Consider the following 24,958-nt stretch of genomic DNA (forward strand, 5'->3'; position numbering starts at 1 on the left):
AAAAAGCTGTAACACAAAACAGCTTGTTGCCAAACAGTGGCCATAACAATTAACATTTGCGAGAGCATTCATTTCATATTTACCAAAAGAGCGTTTTGTAGAGGAAACGCTGAGTCGTCGGCCATGCAGAAAGCTGTGCACGAACGACGTGACATTCGGACGGACCAATGAAGAGAATTCTGCTAGCTGAAGACGACAACGATATGCGTCGCTTCCTCGTGAAAGCGCTGGAAAAGGCGGGTTATCACGTTACGCACTTCGATAATGGTGCAAGCGCCTATGAAAGATTACGCGAAGAACCGTTCTCGCTGCTGCTAACCGACATTGTCATGCCGGAAATGGACGGGATCGAACTTGCTCGTAGGGCGACCGAAATCGATCCCGACCTCAAGATCATGTTCATCACCGGCTTTGCAGCCGTTGCACTGAACCCCGATTCTGATGCGCCGCGCGATGCAAAAGTGCTTTCCAAGCCCTTCCACCTGCGTGATTTGGTGAACGAAATCGAAAAAATGCTGATTGCCGCCTAGGCAATCAGTGCCTTTTCCGGGATTTGATAAGTTCTTCAACATTAAGAACAAAAAACTTCGAAAAGGGCATTGACGGGCGCAACGCGATATGGTGTATGCGCCACATCGAATGGGCGTATAGCTCAGCGGGAGAGCACTACATTGACATTGTAGGGGTCACAGGTTCAATCCCTGTTACGCCCACCATTCGACCCTCCAACATATCAATAGGTTACAAGCAAATCGGCTTCCGCCGCACCGCTTGTTGATAAGTCCTACTCACCAAATACTCACAAACTGCAATGGCTACTCACAGGGCCATGATTTCCGCTCACCAACCTTATGTTCAAATCGTATGGTTCCTATCCGCCATTTTCTTTTTGGTCTCAATGGGCCATAATTGGCCAAACTAAAATTATTGAATTGGCATCGGCATGAATAACGACGATCCGAATATTATTTTTTCTCCATTGAGCTGCGTTGTCTCTCGTGACGGCTTAACCGTAAATGTGCACATCTATCGTCTTGAAACAGAAGATAGCTGGACCCTAGAGCTTATAGACGAGGAATGGTCATCAACTATCTGGGATGACAAGTTCCCATCCGACACCGCTGCTTATGCAGAGTTTGAACAAGGCTTGGCAGAGCTTGGCTTAATTCTGCTACTCCAAGGCGAAGACGATCCGACTATCCATTAATGCGGTGTAATCGCACAACCCCCACTGGGGGACGTTCTCCGCTGTAGAACAGGTCATTGAGACTGCGCCAATACCTTTAGCCCAAATCTTGGCCTAGCATCCCCTGCTCCAACCGGCGCATTGAAATCACTCTAACATGGTGACGACCTCAAATGCTCTTTGAGCTGCGAGTTCTGGATCCTGATCGCAATTGGTGAATGCTCGTAGAACAAACTGCGATAGCAAAGCTTCGCTCTCAGGTGTGCTTGGCTTGTTGCCCAGTAATTCACAACAACGAGAATAAGCTTCCTGAACAAGCGATAACTCGTCCGGGCTTAATATGCTGCGATAAACTGCGCTCGTATACGGCATCGTTGCCCTCTCACAGCAGTAAAGTTCTTTATAGGCCTAAACCGCAATATAACTTTCGTTTATTTTAGCGCAGAATGTCTCAGTCCTTGACCGACGCCTTGCCTAGTTGCCTGAATTTAGCATTGTCATTTCCTGATTTTGTGGGATGATGATGAGACGTTCGTCGGCTTCCAAAAAACTTTCGAGCGCAGCCCCGGTCAAGCCCCCGCTTCCGGGGCTTTTCTTTGCCCATTGACCACCCGCTGGACCTCTGCGAGCTTGCCTTAAGGCATGGGGATTTATAACAGGACAAAGTGCATGTCTGATAATAGGTATTGGGCCACAATTTATTCGGACAGCACCCGGAAAAGAATGCTCGCAAGGTTTTGGACCCTCTACGACGGCCACGACAATGGGTCCTTAGAAGGCGATGTAACTGATCCGGAAAATTGGGAGGTTATTTCTGAAAGTGAAGGGCGGGCAGAGAAAGACTATTTTCTTGTCATATCTGTCGTACGGCCCGTGACGATATCTTGACCATGAGCCGCGCCTCTGAAAACTTCGTGCAAATTTGCATTAGGTCGATAGATGACAAAGCGTCTTGATATAACAGCCCGACAGGTAACAGCGATTTGCGAAGGGGCTAAAAAGGCTGGGTGTATTGCTGAGATTAAAATCGGCAATGCCTATATCCGTTTGATCCCGCTAGAGCTTCTGAACGATGTATCAGACGAACTACCGTATGTGGACAAGGGAAAGGACTACTTTTGAAAAAGGCTCGTCATATTCCACGCCTTGGCATGAACCGCGTGGAGAATTCGTTCATAGGCAGCGTCTTAAACTGTCTGAATAAGACGCTTTTCAGATACTGAAACGTTTCGTATGCGTTACAAATCGTTGCACTTCACGTGACGTCACGTAACCTTCACTGCCATGTCACGTCTCATAACGCAGATAATCGCGAGATAATTTCGTTTTGGCATGACAAAAACTTATCGCTTACTAAGGGTGGATCGTTTGAAAACAACGGTTTATAATATCCACGGCTTTTCCAAATGGTAACCGCGAGGATAAAGCATGGAACCCCTGTTCACGCCAGCCACACTAGCCAAGCGTTGGGAATGCTCTGAGAAGCATGTGCGAAATCTGATCAAAACAGGTCAGTTGAATGCCTTTCGATTGGGAGGCAAATTGTATCGTATAAAGCAGAGTGCAGTGGAAGCCTTTGAGGCAGAAGCAATGGTGGATGCCTTGCCAACGCCTGAGGCCGAGAAGCACGTCGAGCGACTTGATTCACTGAAACGGGCAACGCTCGCGAACCTACGCCGAATGGCGAAGGATATGTAAGTGACGCCACTTCTCACACCAGAACAAGCAGCTGAAGTTCTATCGATATCGGTGCGCCACCTTCTTCATTTGACGAGCGACGGGGAAATCCCCTTTGTTAACGTTGGTCGCGGGCTCCGCATGATACGCCGATATGATGCGACAGACATTCAAGCGTTCAGTGATGGTCGTAAGATCACAGAGGTCCCGCGCGAGGCGACGGTATCAGTCCGAACATCGAAGCGTCAGAAGTTTGAGCAATATGCGCCTCTTAATTTCAAGGCGCTTCGGGAAGAAGTTCGGAGGAAAAAGAAAGAGGAACGGCAAAGGCGCTAAAGCCAATCAATTCCTTAGGGAACTGACCCGAACGAATAATCACCTCTTATCCTGCGCCAACACCGCAAGCACCTGATCGAGACGCTTGTTGAAGCTAAATAGCTATTCACATCGGAGAGCGCGGCACGGACGAATAGTATGCGAGGCTACGGGGCAGCGGTTCTACAGAAATCTATTTCAATCATTCATTTCAAGGCAAGTGGAACGGTGATGGACTAAGATATGAAGATTTTTAAACTCGAGCGACCAACCCATGGTTTTCTAATCGCTCAAATACCAATAGTTTAATCTTAATTTATAATATTACTGAATAATTCATTTGTTCAATTATAGGGCGGGCTTAGATATGAATGAGAAAAATCAGATAAATTGGAATAAACCCATACCTGAAATATGGTTACAAAGAACTTCGAGCATCTTTAGCATTGCGGGCTTATTTTTTGCGTTTTCAACTCTAGCTGGATTTCCACTTCCCTTTTGGGTCGCCGTTATCGGCATGGCATGTGCTATTTTAGGTATAATTTCTCAAATAGCATGGCTTGTAGATAAATATAGCGTTGTAAGCTTTATCGTAATCTCAATCCTTGTCGGATTTTTTATTTTCATGGTAAGCGTATTTTTCCCTCCTAGTGCAATTATCTAGGTAAGCCCAAATAAGATGTCATGAAATTTGGGCTCCGTAATGGCGGGGCCGCGCATATTAATCCGATTAATCTCCACAATACTCAGTTTTTCTATAAAGACTTTAATCCGCCCCCAATCAAAAAAGCTACGAATGCCATTATCAATCCGCTGATAACTAGCCACATGATCTTCGACAAGATGCCACTTACCTTCTCGATCTTCTTATCGAGGTCATCAAATCTCCTGTCCACATTCTTCCATTTCTCATCGGTACGAGCGCCTGCAATCTCTGACTGACGCTGCCACTGCTCAAGCGTGGTGATGCGAGGCACAATCCCGGTCAAGATATGCTCAATCGCGTTCATGCGCGCTCTCAAGTCCGCTTCTGTATCGGGCATTTGTGAACTCACTTCCCGCTGCCCCTCTTATTTCTCATCATGCTTTGCGCATTCGTCTTTCGACCAGACACCACCGGCACAGCCTCGCACGATTGTGCGGTCAATCTTCCGCTGATCCGCATCAGTTGCACCGCGCGCGCCCATCAGATCAGAACCAAGTACGCTACGGACGCCTTGAACATTTGCCGGTGCGGAATGTCCACACGCCGCCAGCGTCAACGCACTGATCATAAGTGAGCACAGCACCAAGGGCTTTCTCAGTCGCTTCATTGTTCTGTCTTTCGATTTTGATTTCGGTGCTGGATCGACCTTCACGATGACCGGTCACATATCCAGCAGCCAGACACAAAAAAGCCGCCAGAGCAGCGGCTACGGCCACCTTCAACCAGTTGGGGATTAAGGCCCAGATCATGTGCGCCAGCCCAAGCGTTTAGCGAGAACATAAAAGCCCTCAGTCACAAGCCCGACCAATGCAGTTGCGGCAACGGTGGAAACCACAACCACATCAGGATCAGATGCAAGCTGATTGCCGACCTCGTATCCAATAATTGCACCCACGCCATAGCGCAGGATAATACGAATAAACGGCCCCATTACCGGCTCCTATTGAAAAGTGCTGCGATGGCTTTGATCAGATCAGCCCAAAAGCTGGTTGTTTGGTGAGGCGAATTAATATCACCTGACAGTGTATCGCCTTGTGGGGGCAGTGAACTGCGTGAAGCCTTAACTTGATCAAGAATGGCTTCAATCTTTGCAGGCGTGACCAGTGCTTTGTTGAGCGGATCGCCGGTGTAATAGCTCTGCCCGCGTATCAACTGCCGGTGAGAGCCCTTGGTGGCCGCAAGAACCGGAAATGAAGCCCACTCCTGCGCAAGATGCTTGCCGAACTCTGTCCGACTGATTGTTCCAGCGATAAACTGATTATACCCGCGTCGAATGAGCAGATGATAACCGAGACGATCCTGCAAATCCGGGTCAAAGACCTGCGTACCGCGCAAGCCAAGCTCCTGAGCCAATCCTTGCAGCGTTGCGCGCATGAACTGGTATCGCCCCGAAGCCGACGATTTGAAGCGCTTGGCAAATGATGCTTGTGCGTCGATCAGTTCGCCAAGCGTCATGCTTGTGATCGGCTTCGGCAACTTCCCCTGATTGTGACCATAGATAACGTCATATGATGCGCGGCCTGTGCTTCCAACTTCCGTCTGTGCGATGAAGTCAAGCAAGAGGGCTGCTCCGGCTGGTACGGTTCTATCCATAATATTTCCTTCGCCAATAGAAAAAGCCGCCCCGAAGGACGGCTTGAGAATGAGTGCCAAAGCACGAAAGACTGAGGGACTTGCCCCTTACTGTTGCTGGATGAGCGAAAGCCCCGCCGCGTTGATGCGTCGTGCCATTGTGTTACCTCTTTTGTGGATTACCTGTGGATAAATGTGATTTTACGACTCAGTGAGGTTGTGTTACGCACACGCAAGTCGGTGTTGAAATTCAAATCGGCAGGGTTAAGGACTATGAAGTTTACGGTAGACAAAGAAAAGGCAGTTGAAGCACTCCTCTATATCATCTCAAGATATGGAGAAGCTGGGCGTTTCCATGCCCTAAAAACTCTTTACTTTGCTGAACGTGAGCATCTTCGTTCATTCGGGCGGCCGATTGTTGGCGATTGCTTCATAGCCATGGAAAATGGGCCTGTGCCGTCCTATGCCTATGACGCCTTGAAACAGAATGTCCCAGAGCCAGAACGAGATTTGATTTCTGCTGCTGTCTCTCCTGCGGAAGGGGCATATGGGCACCCAATATACACGCCTCACCGTAAGCCTGATCTTTCTTTCTTCAGCAAGACCGATCTGAAGTGTCTCGACTGGGCGATTAACCACTGCAAAGGTCGCTCGTTCGGTGATATCTCTGACGAAACGCATCTGCATAGCGCATGGCGAAAAGCACCGTTGAACGGCATCATGTCAGTTGACGAAATGCTTGATGGGGTGAGTAACGAAATCAAAGAGGAAGCAGAGATATTCTCATCTTATGGCGTCCTGTAAGCTTGGTCATGTCTACATTGTAGACACAATACTCACCAAACCACCTAAAGAAAAATATGCCGTTTGCGTTTGTATAGCTAACGGCTTTTTCCTATGGATCAATACGAACCCTCGCCCGCATGACTGCGATCAACTATTCCTTCCGGCCGGAATACATGAACTCGTAAAGCATGACAGTTACTTAGACGTTTCCAAGGTGGTTCGTCATCCTGACTTCGAATTGGCAAACGCCAAAGAATTTGCACGCCTCTCGAAGGAATGCTGTGAAGCAATCATCGAATTCATCGATGCTGGTTTAGACTTAATGGTTCCAAAGCACGCGGCTCTAATTCGAAGCAATTTAATCGGCCTTCTTTAACCGCGCCTGCTGGCACGGTTCTATCCATTGTGTTTTCCTATATTTGTGAGATGCTGATGTTGCGCTTTGATGTTACCCGCATCGTACAAGGCGCAGCCCCAGTAGCGCCTCCAAGCCTCTGGGGCTTTTCTTTTTCAACTTTTGCGCTAAATCATGAGTTGTGTGTGAACGTCCCGCCGGAAGTTCGCACGCGGCCCCAGAATAGCCCGTCAGCATCTGGGGCTTTATTTTTTTATGACCTATGAACTTTTTTCCCATCACGGAGTTTCTCAGACGAAGAGGAAATATGATGGCAACATTCATTACTACAATAACTACAGCGTGGATTGTTCTGATCGCCTTTAGCGCATGGACAGAACGCGACCGAAAATAGCTATATACCTATTCTACAAATCACATTAGGTTTGAGGCACGCATGGAATTATTGATTTTGAGTGGTGTTGAGATTTTCATTTATTCCGGTCTTATCGTTGCAATTTTTATCCTCGTGCTATTGGGCTTTACAGCTAAAGGAAGCCTCTGATTACCCTTAATTTACCACTCTTCAGGACGATGCGTCGCTCAGATTTGCGCCTTGGCTACGCAGCCAGCAGCTCAGCCGCTCTTGCTTCCCCAAATAACTGATGTGCTATCTGCTCAAGCAACGGCCAAAGCTCATGATCTGATCGGAATGTGGCTGCTGTTTCGAATATCTTGCGCGTGCGGAACGGCTGCGCTGCCATCACTTCGGCCACCTGTTCGGCTTCTGCTTCCGTCATACGCTCCCAGAGAGTAACGGCTGGGAGAATTTGCACGATAGGTTCGGGATCAGGCTCAACTATGTCCGAACCGTTCCAGAGCTTGCCAAGAGCATCGCGGCCCTCAAATCCGAAGCTTTCATCAATGCCGTACATCGTGAGCCCGTCAAGCTGGATCATGTCAGCCTGGTCAGCCATACATACAACCATGCCGTTATCATTGACAGCGATGTAATATGCATGCGGATTTGCTGCCGCGACATCAAGCCAGTCTTCGCCACTGGCATCGCGATAGATCAACACAGAGACGCTTGCTCCAGTTTCTTCATCCGTGATTGCTTCCTTGGCGACTGTCAGTTTTTCAAAGTTTTTCATATGATTATCCTAAGCCGCGTTGCGCCAACTGCCGTTGATCTGGATTTGAAGTGTTTTTGAATAAGCTCCAATCGCTGAGAAATTGGCCGCGATCTGTAAGCCTGTTACAGCTGCGCCAGCGGCAGCGCGCCATGTGCTGGCATTTGGGATCGTGCCGCTATAACTTTCAGCGCTCCATCGCGTATCTGTAACGCAAGTTGCAATTTGGTTATCGACGTAAGACTTGCTTGCCGCCTGATTTCCGGAAGTCGGATAAGTTCCCAATGTGAGATTGGTGGCATTCCCGCCATTGGCGTTCAGCTTGGTATTTAGCCAAGTATCAACATACGCTTTTCGAGTTGCGTGGTTACCGCTTGTTGGATCGCGATTAACCAACACGTTGTTGGTTGAGAACGTAGCATCGCCAGCGCTTTCCGATGACATTGTCAGAGTTCGGTCGTTTTCGTTCCACCACAAGCGACCGTAACCGGACCCATAAGCGCTCGTGCTAAACGAGCCGATGGTCATGTATCCGCCGCCGTCTCGATGACTGAGGGTGCCAGAAACGCCGCCGCTCATAGAAACTGAGGTGCCATTGAGTGGACCGGTCATCGTGTCGCCGGACTTGGAAACCTGCTGATTGATGAGCGTATCGACGTAAGCTTTCGTGGCAGCATGCAAACCGGCTGTCGGTGCGCCCGAAAGTGTCAACAAGCCGGTCATCGTGTCGCCAGCTTTTGCGACCTGTTTTGCGATTTCACTGTCCACGTATTGCTTTGATGTGGCGTGATTGATCGAAGTTGGTGTGGTGTTGCGAAGGTAAAGTATGTGAGCTTTTAATGTGGCAGTTTTACCTGAAGTCGCCGGGTCAAATGTCAGCTCGCCCCCGTTTTCGTTCCACCACACTCGCACAAGACCATCGCCGTAAGCGGGAATAGCATACGAACCAATTGTCAAATAATCGCCACGATGCTGAATGACACCAGATACCCCACCCGTCGCCGTCAGCGATGTAGCCGTTAGCGGGCCAGTCATCGTGTCGCCGGACTTTTTGACGTAGTTGTTTTTTACGTCTTGTACCTTGGCGTCAGTTTCTGACTTACTGTAAACGTCAAGATTGGTGCGCGCGCCAGAGGCAGACTGCGCTCCTGTTCCACCCGCTGTGATTGGCCGAGCAAGGTTTAGGTCAGAACGGATATCCTCAAGCGGCGTATTGTGCTGCTGGGCCTCAATAGTTTCGCCTGTGACCGCCTCATAGACTGGCGGCAGCGAATAAACGCCTTGTCCGTTTCTTGGCAAAGTAGCCTCCTGTAATCATTGGAGGAACTTTCCGCCTAATAGTGCGAAAGACTAAGGGACTTGCCTCTCGACTAAAAGTTGCGAGTCGGCTTGACTGGTTGTGTTAACAACGGGGAGGCTTAAATGGCTGATACTTACGTAATATCTTTTAGAATAGCCGACAAAACGGTAGGAGGAAAAACATATGGTGAACGTAGAGAGTCACTTATGGAGGCCGCATTCACAAAAGGACTGGGATATTGGGATGCAACCACGTCTTTTCTGCTCGTAAATTCCACTCTAAACACTGAAGCCTTTGCAAAAAAGCTATCAGCGGGCCTCGATGCAAACCACGATATGCTGGTGGTTTTTGACCCGTCTGATATGAGTTTAGCTTATTTCGGTGCGGTTATGGAACCACGCGTACTTGCCTCATTCTTCAACACCGTGAAAAAGCTTCCCTGAATATCGATAGGCACTTTAATAAGCCTTGCAATTCTGAAAATGATTGCAAGGCGGATGCGCTTGGACAATGGCATAACTCGATCCTCTCACGACAGTTTCAAACAGCATGCGCATGAGGAAGCGAAAGACAGAGGGATTTGCTGGAAAATGGTGCCAACAAAAGTTTTATCAGACGATAATTTTGATAACCTTAGCCGTGAACAGCTTCACGCTAGATGGACACTTTTAGTCGATCTTCGAAGTGAATTTCAAGGAAGCTGGGGAGCGTATTTCTTTATCGCAGTTCTGATTACAGTTGCTGTCGGAGCAGGGGCATTCTTCGGCCTTGAAGGATTCAAAAATCCATCAATATTATCGGTAGCGCTGCTGTATGGCCTTGTCGTAGCTTTGCTGACTGTGTCATTATATTCTTATGTGTGGTTCCGCTGGATCGATAAGCGATTTAGACGCGTGAATGAACGATTAGACAAAATGCGGAGAGAAGCTTGAGCCGTACCGCCCAAATCGCATGTGTCGTGATTTTCATCACCCTGATGATTATAATTAGTCAGGGTGCGAAATCTGTCATGTCATTTATGGGCGGTGACTTCGCGCTTGGCGTTGTTGCAGGCTGCGCATTCTGCGCTGTATTATATTTTGTCATCCAAAAGCTAGAAGCCGGGAAGGCCTCTAGCAGCATTGAACCCGCTGTTCAAAAGAAGCGCTCGCGCGATTTCCTCGACCTTTGAGTTAGGCAAGCGGCCCTGTGCCTGCTGAACCTTCACAAGCGCGTCAATAACGGCCTTGCGGTTTCCTGAGATAGCTTCGGCGAGACTGGTATTGTTCGCACCGCGTCCGCTTTTCAAGATGGTGTCTGCTACCTTCTCGACCATACGAACAACTGAGGATCGAGCAGCGCCACTGACCCCGCCAGCCATAAAGCCTTCACGTGCACCAAACTTCGGCGCAGCTTCTCCGCCAAGTTCTTGCATTGCTGCATTGCGTGCCGCCGTCTCACTATTCCGCGTGACAATCTGGCTGGTATCTGCAAATCGAGCTTCGCGCTCCAGTAGGTTCAAAGCGCTATCCGCCTTGTCCTGCCCAAATAGCATACCAATGCGGTCCCGGTTCCAGTCACCTTCACCCTTAAGCACATTGCGAAGTGCAACAACATCATTGGCCTTTGTGCCAACTTGCCGGTCAATGTCGGCGCGTGCGGCCTGCTGCATGCGGAAAGTATTGCCAGATGGACCAACCATCAAGCCGTCTGGATTAACGCCCTCGGTAATGGCCTGCCGTAATTCTTCTGGGCGCAAAGCTTCACGCCCGCTATCCAGAGCTTTTACGCCTGTGCGCAGACCTTCATTCTGGCGGGCAAGCTCCTGATATTGAGCGTCGGCCATCTTGATACCAGGTACATTGCGTGCGAGCAGTTCATCAATCTGCTGGCGCGCATTTGTATAGAGCGCAATGGCCTGCGGGTCAGCCTCGGTAGCCAGACGGCCATCAATGGCGTTCCGGGTCTGGAAAAGCGTGTACGGATTGGTATCAAGCACCCCGTCGCTCGATACGTTTAACCACTTACGGATTTCAGTTGCGGCTTTCTGACCGGGGCCACGTCGAACGGATGCTTGTGTATCAAGGCGGCTCGCCAACTGCGATGTATCTACCGGACTGGCGTTTTTAAACGCTTCTTCATATGCCGGGGCAAGATCGCGCTGACCTTGCCGAATAGTATCATTGATCGTACGCGGATTTGGAACCGGACCTAACGCATCATCAAGACCGCTTATGACGCGCTGATTTGCGCCTGCATTTCGGTATCCAACAGCTTCGCGCACAATCTCTTGGCCGCGACCCGGCGTTGCAGCCAGCGCACCGGCTTGACGTTGAAGGTTAGGGCCAAGGTCCATCAACATTGCATCCGGTCCAAGCTCGTCAAGTTGGCTACGCATTGCGAGTGCGTCTAAGCCATCATCAGTCACGGCCCTGTTGAGCTTGGAAAGCGCACCGGACGTCATGTTTGCGCCCTTTGCAGCGGAACGGTTAGCAAGAGAATTGCTCACCTTGCGAACGCCAGCGCCAACAGTCTGACCAAGAGCAGGAGCGGCAGCGCCTGTAACCGCACCAAATCCCATTCCCATCTTTATAGCTTCTGGATCTCCCTCAGAACGGATACCCGCATCAGCACCGCCAAGAATGCCGCCTGACAGTCCAGAGGCGATTGTTTTCTGTCCAAGGGAGCCGGTCGCACCAAACGCAGCCGGTGCAGCCATAATCATAGGAACTGTGCCAGCAACGCCACCTGTGATGTTCAAGCCGGTATTGACGTATGGATGCTGCTCTTCGAACGCCTTGTCTTTACCCTGCTGAATATCCATCGCCTGCTTATATCGCTCATCCCAACTATTGCCGGGAAGCTTTTGAAAGCTGTCAGGCAACAGCGGGTCGATAAGCGGCGCAAGCGTAGCATTGGTGGCCGCATCCATCTTGTTTAGCAAGCCGCCAAGGATCGGAACACCCGTACCGAGAGCGCGGACAGTGTTGTCAGCGTTCAAGCTGCCGTCTTGTTTCTGCGGAGCCTGATTGCCGCCCATAGACGCCGCGATTTCATTTACGGTCGTTTCCTGCTGCTCCGGCGAGAGGCTTAGAAAGCTGTCATCGACGGTAACTTTACGGCCGTTGATTGTGAGTTTAGCCATTAGTCAATGCTCCATTGAACGCCAGTCGATGTGTTTTTGCTGCCCTGCTCCTTTGACGAAGTTCTGAAACCTTCAAGCGGGTTTTTAAGGTTTTTAATCTCGTTTCGAGCTTCAGCCGCCGAAAGGTCACGATTTGCCACGCGATCTGCAATATCGCCCATCTGGATTTGATACTGCGTGATACCCCGCATCGTATCGAGAATGAGGTTATTGCCGTCTGGTGTATTGATGATGCGCGGCAATGACTGCTTAAACAGTGCCAAGTCAGCATCAGACATAGGACCGGAACCCGGCTGGCGCTGTTGTGGAACAAGCTCGTTGATCAAAGCTTGTGACGCCTGCAAATCGTCCAAGCCGTCTGTCTTGATACCGTATTCACCGGCAGCAAGTTTCAATGCCGCACTTGCGCCTGACGGCGAAGCCTCCATTAATCCGCCGAGACGTTCAATCTGGGCAAGCTTTGACCGCGCCTGAATACCGGTGTCGGAAAGGGCTGCAAAAGTATCGGCATTCTTTTTGTCGAGAGCCTCATAGAATTTATCACCCTCACCAACGGTCACACTTGTGCTGCTGGCACCTGCCTTCTTCATTGACTGCTGGTAATCGGCAAAGGTTCCCTGATAGCCTTGGCTCTTGGCAAACTCATATTCCTGCATGTCGCCAGTTGGCTTCTGACCTGCGCTATAAATAGGCTCTGCATTGCCTGAACGCTTGTCTGTGCGCAAAACGGTGCCATCAGGCAAAGTCGTGAAACCATACTCGGTCTGAGGCTTGGCACGCAAAGCATCGACTTCAAGCTGTGCCTTCTGCATTTTCAACTGGTTTAACGGGTCAGCTTGCTGCATCTGGTTTTGAAGCAGAGCATTGACCATGGCACGCTGATTATCGTTCATCCACGGGTTTTGCGCTGCCTGCATAAGCTTTTGAACTATTGCCTGTCGCGCGTCACCGCCCTGCTGCCCTGAGAACGGCTGACCAGTCGGTGCAGGTGGGAAAGTGCCAGTGGCGTCCGCAACTTGCTGCGGTGCCTGCCCCTGTGGAGCAAGCGCGCCACCCAAGGCCATGTCATTCTGTCGCAACAGAGCATCACGAATAGCTGTTTTTGGGTCGGCCTGCTGTTGTTGCTGGACAGATGCCATTTGCTGCGGCTGCGCTTGTCCCGCCTGAAACGGCATGCCCGCGCCAGCCGAAAGCTGAGGGTTTCCCGTAAAATCGTAAGGAACCTTGGCCGGAGTAGGTTGCGGTTGATTAACCATAGGCTGCAAAGCCTGCCGTGGATCAATCTGCGCATCACTCATAGTATCAGGCATCGGCTGAGCAGCCTGTGACGGATCGACAGGATTATTAGGATCAATGCGATTTGGCATTGTCTGTAACGGAGAGGGGTTAGCGCCCTGCCCCATATCCAGACCGATTGAAGGATCAAGGCTGGCTACCTGCACGCCTCGCTGTTGCTGCTGCGGTATATCAATAGCACGCGCTATAGCACCGACAGAGCGTGAATAGTTCGGGTCGGTCGCATAGCCAGAAGCGCCAAGCGCCTGCAACTGCGCGTCCAACCCCTGCGCTTCCCGCATAGGGCGATAGCGTTTATTGGTGGACAGGAAATCAGCGTACCCGGCTACGCTATCCTGCGGGCTGGCGAACGTGCGGAAACTATCGTTGATCTTCACGCGCTGGCCGTTGATGACCTCATGCGTAGTGAGGTTCTGACCGCCACTCTGACCGTGGCTTTTGATACCAAAGAAATTGTTGCCCGGTGCAGATTTTCCCCATCCGGTTTCCTGTGCGGCCTGTGCAACGATGATGCGCGGATCAACGCCGATACGTTCCCCGTGTTCGATAGCGGCTGGCAAGAGCGTATCAATGAATTTTTGCTTGTCGCCGGAAAGGTTGACAGTTTCCGTCCCTGTCGCTGCGCCACTAGTAGGTGAAGCACCAGCCGCCACGCTCGACGGATATGCAGGCGCAGATGCACCGCCACCGAAAAGCGAACTGAAGTCGATGCCGCCAAATGCTTTTTCTGCGCTGGCTTGCCCGGCTTTTTCGGCTTCTCCAACACGTCGGTTCATGACATTTGCCACGATGCCGTCACCAAGAGCGTTCAAACCTTCGCCTACGTTGCGGGGTGCGTGCGACTGGCCTAACAGAGCCATTGCTATTGCGCGCTTACGCTTGACGCTTTCGGGTGTTTCACCAGTATCGCCGCCGAAGATAAATCCTACCATTACGCGGCCTCCACGGCTTTTTCATAGTTGACAACACGAACACTGCCGATGCGGTGCACAGCTTCAGGGTTCACCTCCTCAACTTCCTGAGCGATCAAGCCAATATGCGTCATGCTATCGCCCTTATAGTTGTAGGCGTAGATCGGTAGACCGTTGTCGAGAGAGCCAACGCGACGAATGTTTTCCTTGGTGGAAGCATCCGAAAGGCCGATCAACTTTGATCCTAGACCAAACAGTCCGCCAAGAATGCCGCCTGCCTGTTGTTGCTGCTGTTGCCATGCGCCAAGCTGGTTTTGATAGTTCTGATTAATAAGGCCCGCCACGTCTGTTGTCGCAATCTGGCTGTTGGCAGAATTAACAAAATTCGGGTTTGTGACCTGTGCGCCGGAGAGCAGAGCCGAAATCTCATTAATCGGCTGGTTACGCTGCTGATATTGCTCCTGAAGATACTGATTTCGCTGAGTGTTCTGCGCATTGAATTGCGTCTGCTGATCGGCATATTTCTGACCGGCAAGCGCATTGTTGTTCTGTGTGGTCTGGTTCTGGTTTTGCCACATCTGCTGCTTAGAGCTATTGCCAAGATTGGCATTACCCATGGCCTGCTCATAACCTTGCTGCTGTGCAGAGTTTCCAAACTGAGCATTGTTTGCGTTCTGTCCGTACTGCTGCGCCTGCGCAGCGTTCGCAAACTGGCCGGATCCCAAAAGCTGATTGTATGATTGTTGCTGTGCCGAATTTTGGAATTGCGCTTGTGCCTGATCAAGGCCAGCAAGTCGGCTTTGCTCCTGACCAGACGCCAATAGAACCGAGGTGCGCTGATCGTTAACATTGCGCTCCATCTGGTCCATAGCCGTTTGATGCGCTGCTGAACCCGGCATAATGCCCTGATTGGCTAATCGCTGTGAAAGTGCCGAACGGTCCTGCTCAATCTGAGGATTGAGGCGCGACATAAGTGCGTCTTGCACCTGTTGCACATTGCCACTGTAATCGCCGCCATAGGAACGCGTGATATCACCAGCATTTCCAATACCGGTTTGAATTTTTCCAGCATCAGAAATCTTGTTTTGAATGTTTTCCGCCCCAACGCTAGTTTGAAGCTGCGGACCGCCTCCATACTGCTGGTAGTTAGGAGCTTTCAAATTGGCGGCATTACCGCCAGCAGGAGCGCCATCAAGGGTAAACGGCTTGCCAAGCAGATCATTCAGTCGCGATGACTGAGAATTAGCGAGCTTTCCAAGGTTCAGGTTGGTTGCGTCTTCCTGATCCTTGATGGCCTGCTGCTGGGGCGAAAGCGTCTGTGTGGCTGTCGTCAGAGGAATTTCATACGACTTTCCAGTATAGGGGTCGTAGTAATTCTTTGTTCCAGTCTGTGTATATGTCAGCGATCCGTCAGGCGTGACCTGATTGACATTGTTCAGCCAAGAGTTTGCAACGGCTGTACCAATATTGGTGCCTGTCTGCGCTGCTGATGTTTCTTTAGGATCTGGCGCTTTGGGCGCTTTGCTTTTTCCCAATTTTTCAAACTCCGGCCAGTTTCTCACATAACCAGAGATTGCGGTTTTCAGTGCGAAAGACTGAGGGACTTGCTATTGAAACGGCTTGAACGCCAGTTGTCATCTGTGAACGTAAAAATATATTCGTTCTCATCACGACCACGCAGCCGCGGGATTAAAACCTCAGAAAAACCATATGATCGTGCAATGCGCACCATCGGCTTATTCTTCTCTGATACACGCATGACGACCATCTGACAGGCCGCATCATCGAACACGTAATCAAATATGCGCTGCAAAACGGACCGCGTGAGCCATCTTCGGTCCAACGCTGCCGCCGACATTTCAATCACACCTGCTCGCGGTTCCCAATTATGAAACACAACTGCTGCAATGAGCTTCGGGCCGTCAAAGACGCCCATAGCTGTTCCATCGCCAAACCCCAGCCCTGAGCCACCTATTGAACGGTCAACGAAGGAGCTAAGGCGAAATCGCAACTCTGGATTGGTACTATCGCCCCACAGAATGTTCATAGGATGTTACCCGCTTCATATTGCAGGTGGATAGCGATCAATTCCAGATCAGGAGGGGCTATGCGGCCGGAAGTCATGACGATGCCTGCCGACAATGCTGATCCGACAGCGGCAACAGACTGCCACTCGGTCAGGAATTTCTTGCTTTCAGTTGCACCCCACGTACTGCTATCCCAAACAGCGCCGCCCCAGACATTGCCGCTCGCATCGCCGTAGCTGATACCCGCATCAGGAATATCCGTTTCATAATCGGCATTTGCGAACAGGATTGGTTCAAAAGCATTATTGGATCGAGCTATGCAACGCGCATGTAGTGCAACTTTTTGGGTTGGTGACGCCATATCATCAAAGCGAGGCAAGAGAGCTGCGGCATACGGCTCACCGCATTCAGCGCCACTCGTCTCACCTTGAACCACTCGTCCGTCACTTGTTCCGAAGAAAAGCTTATCATCAAACACTATAGCGCAGCGTGCATCCCATCCAGTATACCGACACCACGCGCCTGTTTTAGCATTTGCGACGAGGCAAAAGCGAGCGCTGCCAGCAAAGGCAGGGACAACAACCATAAGCAGGCTTTCAGTGGGCCATACGACAGCGCTAAAATCATATCCCGCAAATGCACGGCTAAAGACAACGTCTCGCCATAAAGTTTCAATCGGAAATGTGATGGCAACAGAGGCGAGGCCCGCGCGATCTTTTTGCATGATCTGGGAAACACTGACAATGCCATCATCGGTGATGATTGCTATATCGCCACCGGTTTTAAAGAATGCATTATTACCAAGTGGCTTGCCGATTACGTAGGTGCCAACTTTCGACCAGGTATTAATGCTGTCAGGATCCGTTCCTTGAAAAACAGCAACTTCTCCCATGTCGGTGACAAACACGCACATATCATCCATGCCGCTACCGCTGTCTGTGGACCACGTGCCGCCGAACAAGAGCACGCCGCCTTTGGTGAAGGTGCTACCCATCGGAATTTCTTTTGCTGCGCCACCATAAGAAAGTGTCGGCAGATACCAAGCGGATGCCGTACCGCCCTGCACAAAGAAAAGACGATTTTGGTATGCCCAGACAGCAGATAGCTTGCTCGTATCGACGCCAGTAATTGAGACCGGCGTCGAAGTGCCTGTAATGTCACTCCAAGACGTGCCGTCGAACCGCTTGAGCGCATTAGCGCCATTTACGGCAATCAAGGAAGAAGCACCGGCACTGTTGGAAAACATCACGCTAGACCACTTACCGCCGCCCAACCCTGAAAGAACTGGTGATAGTACTGTGTCGGGGTTCGCGGGTGTAGTTACATCGAATACAGCAGTGGGTGTGGCAGCAAAAAGCTTTTTTACTCCGCCCGTTTCATAAGCCATGAAAGTGCGGATATCGCTTGTGCCAGTGGTGGCCTTTTTCACGCTACCGCGCCGCATACGAGCGCCCTGTGGGGTGGGAAACCAATTATCCATTACCTCAGCGCCTTCACCCTGCGGCATGGCGAGACTGTCATTCTGGATAAGACCACGGCGCGGCGCAGGAAAGATTTTCGTGTTCGAAGTCTGCATCGGTGAAGACGATGGACCTGCAAGACGGTTGAACAGCATGCTTCACCTATGCAGTTGGGATATAGTCAGGAACCGGGATATCAAAAGGGCTACGCATTTCATCGCACCCGCCGAAGTTGATGGTACGAACGCCACGTGCATCATTGATCAAACGCGACAAGCGGCCCTCGTATTCATTCAATCGGTCAGCATATGGCAAACCTTTGGCGCGCCTGAAGCGCCAGACAATACCAATTTGAACTAAGTCACGTGGGAACAGGAGAACAGCTTCTTCATTTGTCCACTCGCTGCTGCCCACACCGCCAACAGAGTTCCAGTTTTTGGACACGTACGAAACAGTAAGGCTCTGGTTTGCCTCCAACGGTCGATAGAAGCCAATCTTGAATGCACCATCGATACCAGACAGACGATAATATCGATTGCCAGCAGCGGAGCCGTGCTGCTTTAGAAAAGTCCACCCGCCGTTGCTTGTGACTGGTATACCGGCCCTGCGCGTTGTGGTAGTTTCATAAACTGCGAAATCATCCCTCGTCAGGCGCGAGAAGTCAGAGGGCAAATCGTATTTCTCAACACCAGTGCCCGTGATAATCAGGTCTTTGGTTGTTGGATCTGGCCAGTCGAGACGCTCAATGAGTTCTTCAACCGTCTCAAGCAGAAAATCTTTTAGCTCCGCATGAGACAGACCCATTGCGGGAACCCATGCACCGGGAGCTTTGATCTTGCACTCGCGAGCAGCCCTATTCATGAGTTCCGCAACGGTTGCCATCACTTGCCCCCGATCATCATAACAATCAAGCTCACCAAACCGAGGGCAAAAGCCAGATATGCGCACATGATAGATACGCGCCAGTGCTGACGATCCTGAGCAACGAACTGCGACATAGCTCCAGAGAGTGCGGCAAGCAGCGCAATAGGACGTGAGAAGTCGCCGCCATAGACGATAACCCCCACGAGAAACACAGCTGCAAAAATGGCTGCACTCAAAGCAAATCCGATGAATTCAAGCCCTTTTTCCATTAGGCTGCATCCTCATCAGCTTTCTTGTCGTCTGACTTGGTCTTTTTGCCTTTGGTCTGTTCTTCCAAAAGCTCCATAGCAGCCGCAAGCTGTTCCTTGAGGCCGTCAATTTCCGTCTGCTGGCCTGCCAGTTTATCGGCAACGACATTACGGTCCGATGCATCAAGAAACGCCTTGGCCTGCGAAATGAGGTCACGCACATTCGGTAGAGGCACCTTGCCCATGACGCTATCCGTCAGGCTGGCGACTTCTTCCACTGAGCGAATGCCAATACGTGAGAGCGCCTGAGCCTGTTCTGCGGTTACACCGGCCCATGCAGCAAGAGGCGTACCATTCAGCGGCAAATCCTGTCCCTGCTTCCATGCTCCATATGCAGGCTCGATCATCGCCCACCGGTGACGCATAAAGGCAATCTTCTTGCCGTCATCGTCATTATCGATGTTCTCAGGCGGCATGAGGTTCTTGACGCGATCCCAAATACGGGAGGTCATGACAGCGTGCACCGGCGCATACTCAACCCACTCTACAGGGCGATCACGCTTGCCGGTTTCCTTGTTCATCGCGTACTCGACCTTAAAGCCGGTAACGCGGATTGTTGGATTATCCATTTTCAATTCCTTGTTCGTTGGAAGGCAAAGGCGGGACCGTAGCCCCGCCCCTTTTGATCAAATCGCGGTTTTCTTGAACCAAGCTTCATCGCCGTTCGCGAGCGCGAATGCGGGAGAAGTCCAATCGCCAGCGCCGCCAGCCATGGTAAAAGCTGGCTCGGTCAGCACCGACACAGTGGAGGCGGCGATTGCAGCCGATGCACGCGCATAGACATACAAATGGCCGTCATCAGCACGGAACGTGGTGCCAACCTTGAATTTGCTGGCACTGTCGTTCTTTTCGCCGGGCTTTGTGCCAACAAGGGGAGTAATCGGAAAAGGCATGATTTTCCCTCCTTAAGCTGCATCAACCAACACGCCCTGAAGCGAGCGGTTTGAGGTTACGAGATTGCCCATCCAGTAGATTGGCACGACAACGGCGTCCTGATTGGTCGGGCGCTTTTCTTCGTCCGGCGTCCACTTCGCTTCCTTGTGCTGAACGATGTAGAGATAATCCGTATTCAGGAAGTATCCCTTTTCAGCAGTGGTCGCGAAATTGGTGTTATCGTCAAAGATCACGTCCGCCGTCTTGTACTTCAGGCCGACGAAACCAGCCTTCGCAAGATCAGCATCCATGTAGCGCTGAAGCTGCTGTTCGCCTGCTTCGTAGGTCGAATAGAAGTCGTGAGACAGCACGATCAGATCAGGCTTGTCAGCGCCACGGTTCAACGGAAGCCAGAGCTTGTTAAACTCGCCCTTGAGGGTCTGAGCCGTATAAGCATCAGTACCGGCGATTTCGCGGAACTTGTTGCGCCAGAAAGTCCAAGTAGCACTATCAATGCCGCCCACAACGCCCTGACCGTTAAGCTGGATCATCTGAGCCAGACCGCCAACCTGGTTAACAAGCGAGCCGTCCGAATAGATATCGGTCGAAAAGCCGTTAGCAGCGGTTTTAAGCGCATTGTCCTTGCGGGCCTTAACCAGATTGATCATACGTTCTGCCGAACCCATGTTCATACGGATTTCGCGGCCCGATGCCGTGACGTGCAATGCGATCTGCTGCCAGTCGAATTTAGCCGTGGTCAGCACATCAGACGCATTGGTGTTCAAGCCGTCATAGCCGGAATAGCGCTGATAAGTGTTGTTTTCAGCATATTCGAGAGGAAGCGCGATTTCATAACCGCCGTCTTCTGTTTTGATTTTGCCCTTCTTCTTCAGGATAGAAAGAAGCGCATTATGCTTGCTCACGTTGTCGGTGACCTTCTGGGACCAGTTGCGGTCCGTTGTCGTCACCATTTCCGTGAATACCTGTGAGGGAATAGCCATCTTGTTTCCTATTAGCTGGCTGTCGCCCGTTCATAAGCCGCACGCATGGCCTCTTCTTCGGTCATGGGGCGTTCTTTGCCGGTCGATGTTGATTTCACGTTGATGGAAGCGGCTCGCCGTGCTGCCTCGGTCCGTTTCGGGTCGGTCTTTGCTACCGTCGCTGCTGCTTCGGATGCTCTGACTTTTTCCCTGACTGCCGGTATTGCGTTGACTGCCATGTCATAGGCCGCATCGAGAAGTGATGCCAAAGGCGTTCCCGGTGCTGCACCTTTCTGCGCGATATCAATGAACATCGGCAAGCTGGCCTCGATATCGGCATAGTGTTCCTTGCTCTTGGCAAAGTCTCCTATGATTTTCTCGGCGTCTCGCTGAGCCATTCGTGCGTCAAGGTGCTGGTCTATCGATGAAGGATCAGAAACGCGGGTAAGCTGGCCCTTTAGGCTCGCTATCTCCTGTTGCAGTCCATACACCAATTGCTGATCGCCGGTCGGCTGCTGCCCTGAAAGGCGCTGCGAAAGACCGTCTAAAACTCCGTAATGCTGCGCAATCTGAATGATTGTTTCCAGCGGCGCACGATTAAGACGAACCTGAACCGCCCCAAGCTCAAGCGCACCCTGCGCAAGCTGTTCTGGCGACATGTCCGCAAACAGTTCCGGCATGGTTTGCTGTGCCGTCGATAGCCGGTCTGCAATCGGCTTGACCATTCCAAGTTGACGGCCAACCTCACCAAACCTGCGGTCAACTTCCGCCTGATGGTCAGTGATTGCCTTCTGTGCTGCTGGCGTTAGGCTTGCCCACTGGTCTTTGATCGACTGTGGCATGTGCGCCGGGGCCGAAGTCGCTTGTTCGGCTGTCGAACCCGCGTCTACAACCTCGGCCCCTTCCTCGCCTTCCAGCGAAGCTTGATCGCCGTTCGCAGCGGTAAACTTACCATCCTCACCGCGTGCGGTGCCGGTATCTTTGGTCAGACGATTGAACGTCTCAAGCATAGCGTCATCTTCACTCGGCCCATCATTCACCTGCTCAATGGCAGTTTCAACGACCGGTAAGGCGGCGCTTTCTATTTGCGGTGCAGAAATTTCAGCGGTTTCGACAGTCATCTAAATTCCTCGCTGACCTGTAAGCCGCGTTTCTCGGCAAAGGCCTTGTTTCGGATTTTGCTTTTCGTGGGAGACATAGACGGCTCGTATTCAACGCAGTTATTGCGTTTCAAATCCTCCCGGCGCTCTGAGCGCGAGGTGATCGCTTTGCCGTCGATTGGGGAGCGATATTCTGGAATGTCAGAAATGACGGTCGGCATGCAGACCTGACCAGCAAATGGCTTATGCATCGCCTCACCGGACTGCTTGTCGATAAACTCACCATTTCGCCAGACATACGCGCCCAAAACTACCTCCTTTAAAGACAGTCTCAGCCTCGGATTATTCGTGCGAAAGAAAGAGGGATTTGAAACATGCGATTGCAAAAAGCTTGTTACGAATGAATTATGTACATACTCGGAGGCACCAATGAATCATCCTCTCGGCTTTTGCCGAACCCATGGCTTTTTCCCTGTAGGCGGAATAGTTATTGAGAACTCCAAAAATGTGTCGTTCGATGGCGGGGTCGTACAGTGCCCTACATGCCGGAAACCATCCGAATTAATCTCAGGGTCTTACACATCGATTGGAGATAAACTTAAACTTTATCTCGGTCCTTCCGTATCCATGGAAGCGTTAAAAGCCTTGCGCGATATAGCGGTGCGCCTTCAAAGAGACGAAATAACCTCTCAGCAAGCAAAACATGAGGCAGAGAAAATTTCTCCACGGTTCGGTGGTATTTTTGACGCCAAGAATTGGAGCAAAGAGGTAAAAGCGGCAATTTGCGCTGCTATTATATCTTCTTTTGGGACTGCGGTTGCTAACAAGCTGACAACTCCATCTACTCCGACTATTACGGTTCAACCCGTTATCGAGCGTGTAATAGAACGACATATTACCGATCTAAAATACAAACCTCGATACGTTCCAATTCCTATTCCGAGACCGAAACGTTAGCCGACAAGAACAGGCCTGCCCTGCTGCTCCTTGATGCCAAGCTCGCGCTGCTTCAATTGCAATTCGGCCTGTTTAATCTGCAATTCAGCCTGTTTGGTTTCCGCGTCAGTTTTGGCGTTCATGAAGTCAAGCTCAAGCTTCTTGGCCTTAAGCTCCAAATCCTTTTGCATGGCTTCCTGCGCTGGATCGGGCTTGTCCTGCTTGGCTGCTTCCTTTGCTCCTTGCGAAATGCGCTCAATCGCATCTTCAGCTTGTTTACCGAGGCGGAAGGCACGCGCAAACGATGCGTAGATTTCCGCCATAGGCTCGGCCATGTCTGGCGCTTGACCAATGACAGGAGCCATGGTCGCGAAGAACTGCGATGTACCTTGCAGGAACTCAGCCATTTCGCCTTTGACGCGAGTAAGGTCAGCTTTAACCGTGCTGTCGCTTTCCACATCAACGCGATAAGACGAGGACACCGGGCCGCTCATCATTTCCATGATTTCCGGTGTAATCTCGATCCCTGTCATTTCCTGCAATGTCTCAGGAGAGAACCTGGTCACAATGATATCAGCCATCATGGCGAACACATTGCGCACCTGACGCTCAATCATGCGCTGCATCTTCTGAATGCGAAGCGATCCCCACTGTGTCTTGATCTGCTGCGCGCCAAGCGTTTCATTGGCGTTTGAAGCACCGCGCACAATGTCGGAAATGCCGGTAATCTCGTAGATAGCCGACTTGATCACGTCACGCTGTAGATAAAGCTGCTGTAGAACGGCAATCGCCTGCTGGATCGGCCACCAGACAACAGCCTTTTCCAATCCACCCGTCTGCACAAGCTGCTCAACGTCTGCGATAGATACAAGTTCGTTGTCACCTGCCGACGCAATCTTCATGATATCAGCAGCATTGCCCATTACACCGCCACGAACCTTCAGTCCCTTCATGATAGCGGCGATACGCTTGGTGCACAGGTCCAACTCGTCGGCCAGCTTCTTATAGACCGTGAACGGACAAACCGGCGTCATATTGCCGGTAAGTGTAATAGGCTGGACAATCTCAGGTGTCGGGAAGAAACCGGGAAGCCCTAGAGGGTCTTCCTCAATCTTCTGCACAGCGCCGGTGTTGGCGTCGATAAACCAAACTTTTTTTGTGCGCTTGTCCCATACTTCCCAGACACAGATATCGTTGTCGTCATCATCCTGATTATCCATGGTCGGCACGGCCTGAGACGCTACAAGCTCGTCATCCCTGAAGTCCTCAAGGTCTTCACGCGGCATATGGTGCTGAAACGCAATCCAAGGCACGTCTTTCCAGCGTTTGGCCTTACCCATGCGGAAATCACGCCATGACCACGCCTGAAAGTCTATGCTCTCGTCTGTTGCTTTATCCTCAACAACAGGATCGCCGGTTTCAGGGTCAATGACTGGCTGGCCCTGTTCGTCGGTTGCTGGCTGCTGCTGAAAGGTCGCTTCGAACGACAGGCGAAGGACACCGCGACCGGATAGAAAACTATCCTGCGCCACACTCTCGATTTCCGTATCAAGCTTATTATCGTCAATGAGAACGGTAATAGACCGCTCAATCATTGTGCCGAAATCTTTAGCAGTCTTGTCTGCAAGAGCTTTGGCTTGCCAAGCCTGCATTTGCTGCTGGAACTGCTGAACCGCCTGTGGGTCTGGTTGTGGCTGTTGCTGATCCGGTCCGCCCTGCCCTTCTGGCTGCTGTGGTTGCGGTGGCGCTGGCGGTTGTGGTGCTGGACCTATCGCCGTGATGAAGCGCTGTCGAACATCCGGAACAGGCGTGGAATTGTAAATCGCTGGAACAATGGTTTCCACATTGGAATGCAGAATGTTGAAATCATAGAGCTTACCGCTCTTGGCCTTTGCCTTCGGGTTACAAGCATAGGTCTTTTCAGCGGCTTCCGCATCGTCCCGCCAGCCTTCTTCACGGCTCTCAGAACCGCGAATGCGTTCAAGCCATTTGCCGCCCTTTTCGAGCAACTTGGCCCCGTCAATGTTCGTCTGGTCTGGCGTATCTTGTTCCATGCTCGCAAGCTATGGA

General features: G+C 51.2%; 29 protein-coding genes and 1 tRNA gene. 10 read left to right on the forward strand and 20 right to left on the reverse strand.

Going from position 1 to position 24,958, the window contains the following annotated elements:
* The first annotated feature begins 167 nt into the window (after window positions 1–167).
* The 3 genes from cpdR (at window position 168) to WH356_RS09085 (ending at window position 1,207) form a co-directional block, all read left to right on the forward strand.
* Window positions 168–530 (forward strand): cell cycle two-component system response regulator CpdR, encoded by a 363-nt coding sequence (gene cpdR / locus WH356_RS09075; RefSeq protein ID WP_007877205.1) that lies wholly within the window; start codon window positions 168–170, stop codon window positions 528–530.
* Between the two features lie 111 nt (window positions 531–641).
* Window positions 642–716: transfer RNA gene (locus tag WH356_RS09080), tRNA-Val, on the forward strand.
* 227 nt (window positions 717–943) lie between these two features.
* The gene (locus WH356_RS09085) at window positions 944–1,207 is read left to right on the forward strand and encodes a hypothetical protein (RefSeq protein WP_339509981.1); all 264 of its coding nucleotides are present in this window, start codon (window positions 944–946) and stop codon (window positions 1,205–1,207) included.
* 126 nt (window positions 1,208–1,333) lie between these two features.
* Here WH356_RS09085 and WH356_RS09090 read toward each other — a convergent pair whose 3' ends face one another.
* A complete protein-coding gene (locus tag WH356_RS09090; protein ID WP_339509982.1) occupies window positions 1,334–1,558 on the reverse strand; it encodes a hypothetical protein in 225 nt (74 codons plus the stop codon).
* A 1,056-nt stretch (window positions 1,559–2,614) separates the two neighbouring features.
* Between WH356_RS09090 and WH356_RS09095 the strand changes: the two genes are divergently transcribed.
* From WH356_RS09095 to WH356_RS09100, 3 genes are all read left to right on the forward strand, one after another.
* Window positions 2,615–2,884, forward strand: coding sequence for a helix-turn-helix domain-containing protein (locus tag WH356_RS09095; protein ID WP_339509983.1), 270 nt, complete (start codon window positions 2,615–2,617; stop codon window positions 2,882–2,884).
* Window positions 2,885–3,199: a helix-turn-helix domain-containing protein gene (locus WH356_RS24040; RefSeq protein ID WP_445253647.1), complete on the forward strand. Its 315-nt coding sequence runs from the start codon at window positions 2,885–2,887 to the stop codon at window positions 3,197–3,199.
* A 346-nt stretch (window positions 3,200–3,545) separates the two neighbouring features.
* On the forward strand, window positions 3,546–3,842 hold the full coding sequence (locus tag WH356_RS09100) for a hypothetical protein (protein ID WP_339509984.1): 297 nt from the start codon (window positions 3,546–3,548) through the stop codon (window positions 3,840–3,842).
* Between the two features lie 91 nt (window positions 3,843–3,933).
* On the opposite strand, the gene WH356_RS09105 is transcribed toward WH356_RS09100, so the two are convergent.
* The 4 genes from WH356_RS09105 to WH356_RS09120 all read right to left on the reverse strand — a co-directional run bounded on the left by WH356_RS09105 (window position 3,934) and on the right by WH356_RS09120 (window position 5,477).
* The gene (locus WH356_RS09105; RefSeq protein WP_339509985.1) at window positions 3,934–4,221 is read right to left on the reverse strand and encodes a hypothetical protein; all 288 of its coding nucleotides are present in this window, start codon (window positions 4,219–4,221) and stop codon (window positions 3,934–3,936) included.
* A gap of 27 nt (window positions 4,222–4,248) precedes the next feature.
* A complete protein-coding gene (locus tag WH356_RS09110; protein ID WP_339509986.1) occupies window positions 4,249–4,491 on the reverse strand; it encodes a hypothetical protein in 243 nt (80 codons plus the stop codon).
* 138 nt (window positions 4,492–4,629) lie between these two features.
* A complete protein-coding gene (locus WH356_RS09115) occupies window positions 4,630–4,815 on the reverse strand; it encodes a hypothetical protein (protein WP_339509987.1) in 186 nt (61 codons plus the stop codon).
* Window positions 4,815–5,477 carry a hypothetical protein gene (locus tag WH356_RS09120; RefSeq protein ID WP_339509988.1) on the reverse strand — a complete coding sequence of 221 codons (663 nt, stop codon included), beginning with the start codon at window positions 5,475–5,477 and terminating at the stop codon, window positions 4,815–4,817. The genes WH356_RS09115 and WH356_RS09120 overlap by 1 nt, the downstream gene beginning before the upstream one ends.
* Window positions 5,478–5,699: 222 nt before the next feature.
* Here WH356_RS09120 and WH356_RS09125 point away from each other — a divergent pair, with 222 nt between their 5' ends.
* Window positions 5,700–6,260: a Panacea domain-containing protein gene (locus WH356_RS09125; protein WP_339509989.1), complete on the forward strand. Its 561-nt coding sequence runs from the start codon at window positions 5,700–5,702 to the stop codon at window positions 6,258–6,260.
* A 936-nt stretch (window positions 6,261–7,196) separates the two neighbouring features.
* On the opposite strand, the gene WH356_RS09130 is transcribed toward WH356_RS09125, so the two are convergent.
* Window positions 7,197–7,730, reverse strand: coding sequence for a hypothetical protein (locus WH356_RS09130; RefSeq protein WP_339509990.1), 534 nt, complete (start codon window positions 7,728–7,730; stop codon window positions 7,197–7,199).
* 9 nt (window positions 7,731–7,739) lie between these two features.
* A complete protein-coding gene (locus tag WH356_RS09135) occupies window positions 7,740–9,008 on the reverse strand; it encodes a hypothetical protein (protein WP_339509991.1) in 1,269 nt (422 codons plus the stop codon).
* A gap of 123 nt (window positions 9,009–9,131) precedes the next feature.
* Here WH356_RS09135 and WH356_RS09140 point away from each other — a divergent pair, with 123 nt between their 5' ends.
* The gene (locus WH356_RS09140; RefSeq protein ID WP_339509992.1) at window positions 9,132–9,452 is read left to right on the forward strand and encodes a hypothetical protein; all 321 of its coding nucleotides are present in this window, start codon (window positions 9,132–9,134) and stop codon (window positions 9,450–9,452) included.
* Window positions 9,453–9,512: 60 nt separating this feature from the next.
* Complete coding sequence (locus WH356_RS09145; protein ID WP_339509993.1) at window positions 9,513–9,941, forward strand: hypothetical protein; 429 nt, start codon at window positions 9,513–9,515, stop codon at window positions 9,939–9,941.
* A 161-nt stretch (window positions 9,942–10,102) separates the two neighbouring features.
* Here WH356_RS09145 and WH356_RS09150 read toward each other — a convergent pair whose 3' ends face one another.
* The 12 genes from WH356_RS09150 to WH356_RS09205 all read right to left on the reverse strand — a co-directional run bounded on the left by WH356_RS09150 (window position 10,103) and on the right by WH356_RS09205 (window position 22,260).
* A complete protein-coding gene (locus tag WH356_RS09150) occupies window positions 10,103–12,133 on the reverse strand; it encodes a hypothetical protein (protein ID WP_339509994.1) in 2,031 nt (676 codons plus the stop codon).
* Entirely contained in the window at window positions 12,133–14,205 is a 2,073-nt protein-coding gene (locus WH356_RS09155) for a glucosaminidase domain-containing protein (RefSeq protein WP_445253649.1), read from the reverse strand. Before WH356_RS09155 ends, WH356_RS09150 begins: the two co-directional genes overlap by 1 nt.
* Before the next feature lie 155 nt (window positions 14,206–14,360).
* Window positions 14,361–15,875 carry a tail fiber domain-containing protein gene (locus WH356_RS09160; protein ID WP_339509996.1) on the reverse strand — a complete coding sequence of 505 codons (1,515 nt, stop codon included), beginning with the start codon at window positions 15,873–15,875 and terminating at the stop codon, window positions 14,361–14,363.
* Window positions 15,876–15,922: 47 nt separating this feature from the next.
* Complete coding sequence (locus WH356_RS09165) at window positions 15,923–16,387, reverse strand: GNAT family protein (RefSeq protein ID WP_339509997.1); 465 nt, start codon at window positions 16,385–16,387, stop codon at window positions 15,923–15,925.
* Window positions 16,384–17,982, reverse strand: a complete 1,599-nt coding sequence (locus tag WH356_RS09170; RefSeq protein ID WP_339509998.1) for a hypothetical protein — start codon at window positions 17,980–17,982, stop codon at window positions 16,384–16,386. Before WH356_RS09170 ends, WH356_RS09165 begins: the two co-directional genes overlap by 4 nt.
* 7 nt (window positions 17,983–17,989) lie before the next feature.
* Window positions 17,990–18,709 carry a phage adaptor protein gene (locus WH356_RS09175; RefSeq protein ID WP_339510000.1) on the reverse strand — a complete coding sequence of 240 codons (720 nt, stop codon included), beginning with the start codon at window positions 18,707–18,709 and terminating at the stop codon, window positions 17,990–17,992.
* On the reverse strand, window positions 18,709–18,960 hold the full coding sequence (locus tag WH356_RS09180) for a hypothetical protein (protein WP_339510002.1): 252 nt from the start codon (window positions 18,958–18,960) through the stop codon (window positions 18,709–18,711). The genes WH356_RS09175 and WH356_RS09180 overlap by 1 nt, the downstream gene beginning before the upstream one ends.
* Window positions 18,960–19,568 carry a hypothetical protein gene (locus tag WH356_RS09185; protein ID WP_339510004.1) on the reverse strand — a complete coding sequence of 203 codons (609 nt, stop codon included), beginning with the start codon at window positions 19,566–19,568 and terminating at the stop codon, window positions 18,960–18,962. The genes WH356_RS09180 and WH356_RS09185 overlap by 1 nt, the downstream gene beginning before the upstream one ends.
* 57 nt (window positions 19,569–19,625) lie before the next feature.
* Window positions 19,626–19,892: a hypothetical protein gene (locus tag WH356_RS09190; protein ID WP_339510006.1), complete on the reverse strand. Its 267-nt coding sequence runs from the start codon at window positions 19,890–19,892 to the stop codon at window positions 19,626–19,628.
* A 12-nt stretch (window positions 19,893–19,904) separates the two neighbouring features.
* Window positions 19,905–20,873 (reverse strand): phage major capsid protein, encoded by a 969-nt coding sequence (locus WH356_RS09195; protein WP_339510008.1) that lies wholly within the window; start codon window positions 20,871–20,873, stop codon window positions 19,905–19,907.
* An 11-nt stretch (window positions 20,874–20,884) separates the two neighbouring features.
* Entirely contained in the window at window positions 20,885–21,973 is a 1,089-nt protein-coding gene (locus WH356_RS09200) for a hypothetical protein (RefSeq protein WP_339510010.1), read from the reverse strand.
* Complete coding sequence (locus tag WH356_RS09205; protein WP_339510012.1) at window positions 21,970–22,260, reverse strand: hypothetical protein; 291 nt, start codon at window positions 22,258–22,260, stop codon at window positions 21,970–21,972. The genes WH356_RS09200 and WH356_RS09205 overlap by 4 nt, the downstream gene beginning before the upstream one ends.
* A 121-nt stretch (window positions 22,261–22,381) precedes the next feature.
* On the opposite strand from WH356_RS09205, the gene WH356_RS09210 reads away from it, so the two are divergent.
* On the forward strand, window positions 22,382–22,909 hold the full coding sequence (locus WH356_RS09210; protein WP_339510014.1) for a hypothetical protein: 528 nt from the start codon (window positions 22,382–22,384) through the stop codon (window positions 22,907–22,909).
* Here the strand turns inward: WH356_RS09210 and WH356_RS09215 are convergent.
* Window positions 22,906–24,942, reverse strand: a complete 2,037-nt coding sequence (locus tag WH356_RS09215) for a hypothetical protein (protein WP_339510015.1) — start codon at window positions 24,940–24,942, stop codon at window positions 22,906–22,908. The genes WH356_RS09210 and WH356_RS09215 overlap by 4 nt on opposite strands.
* Between the last annotated feature and the right edge of the window lie 16 nt (window positions 24,943–24,958).

The sequence above is a fragment of the Ochrobactrum sp. MYb379 genome (assembly GCF_037479515.1).
In the GTDB taxonomy this organism is placed as follows: Bacteria; Pseudomonadota; Alphaproteobacteria; order Rhizobiales; family Rhizobiaceae; genus Brucella.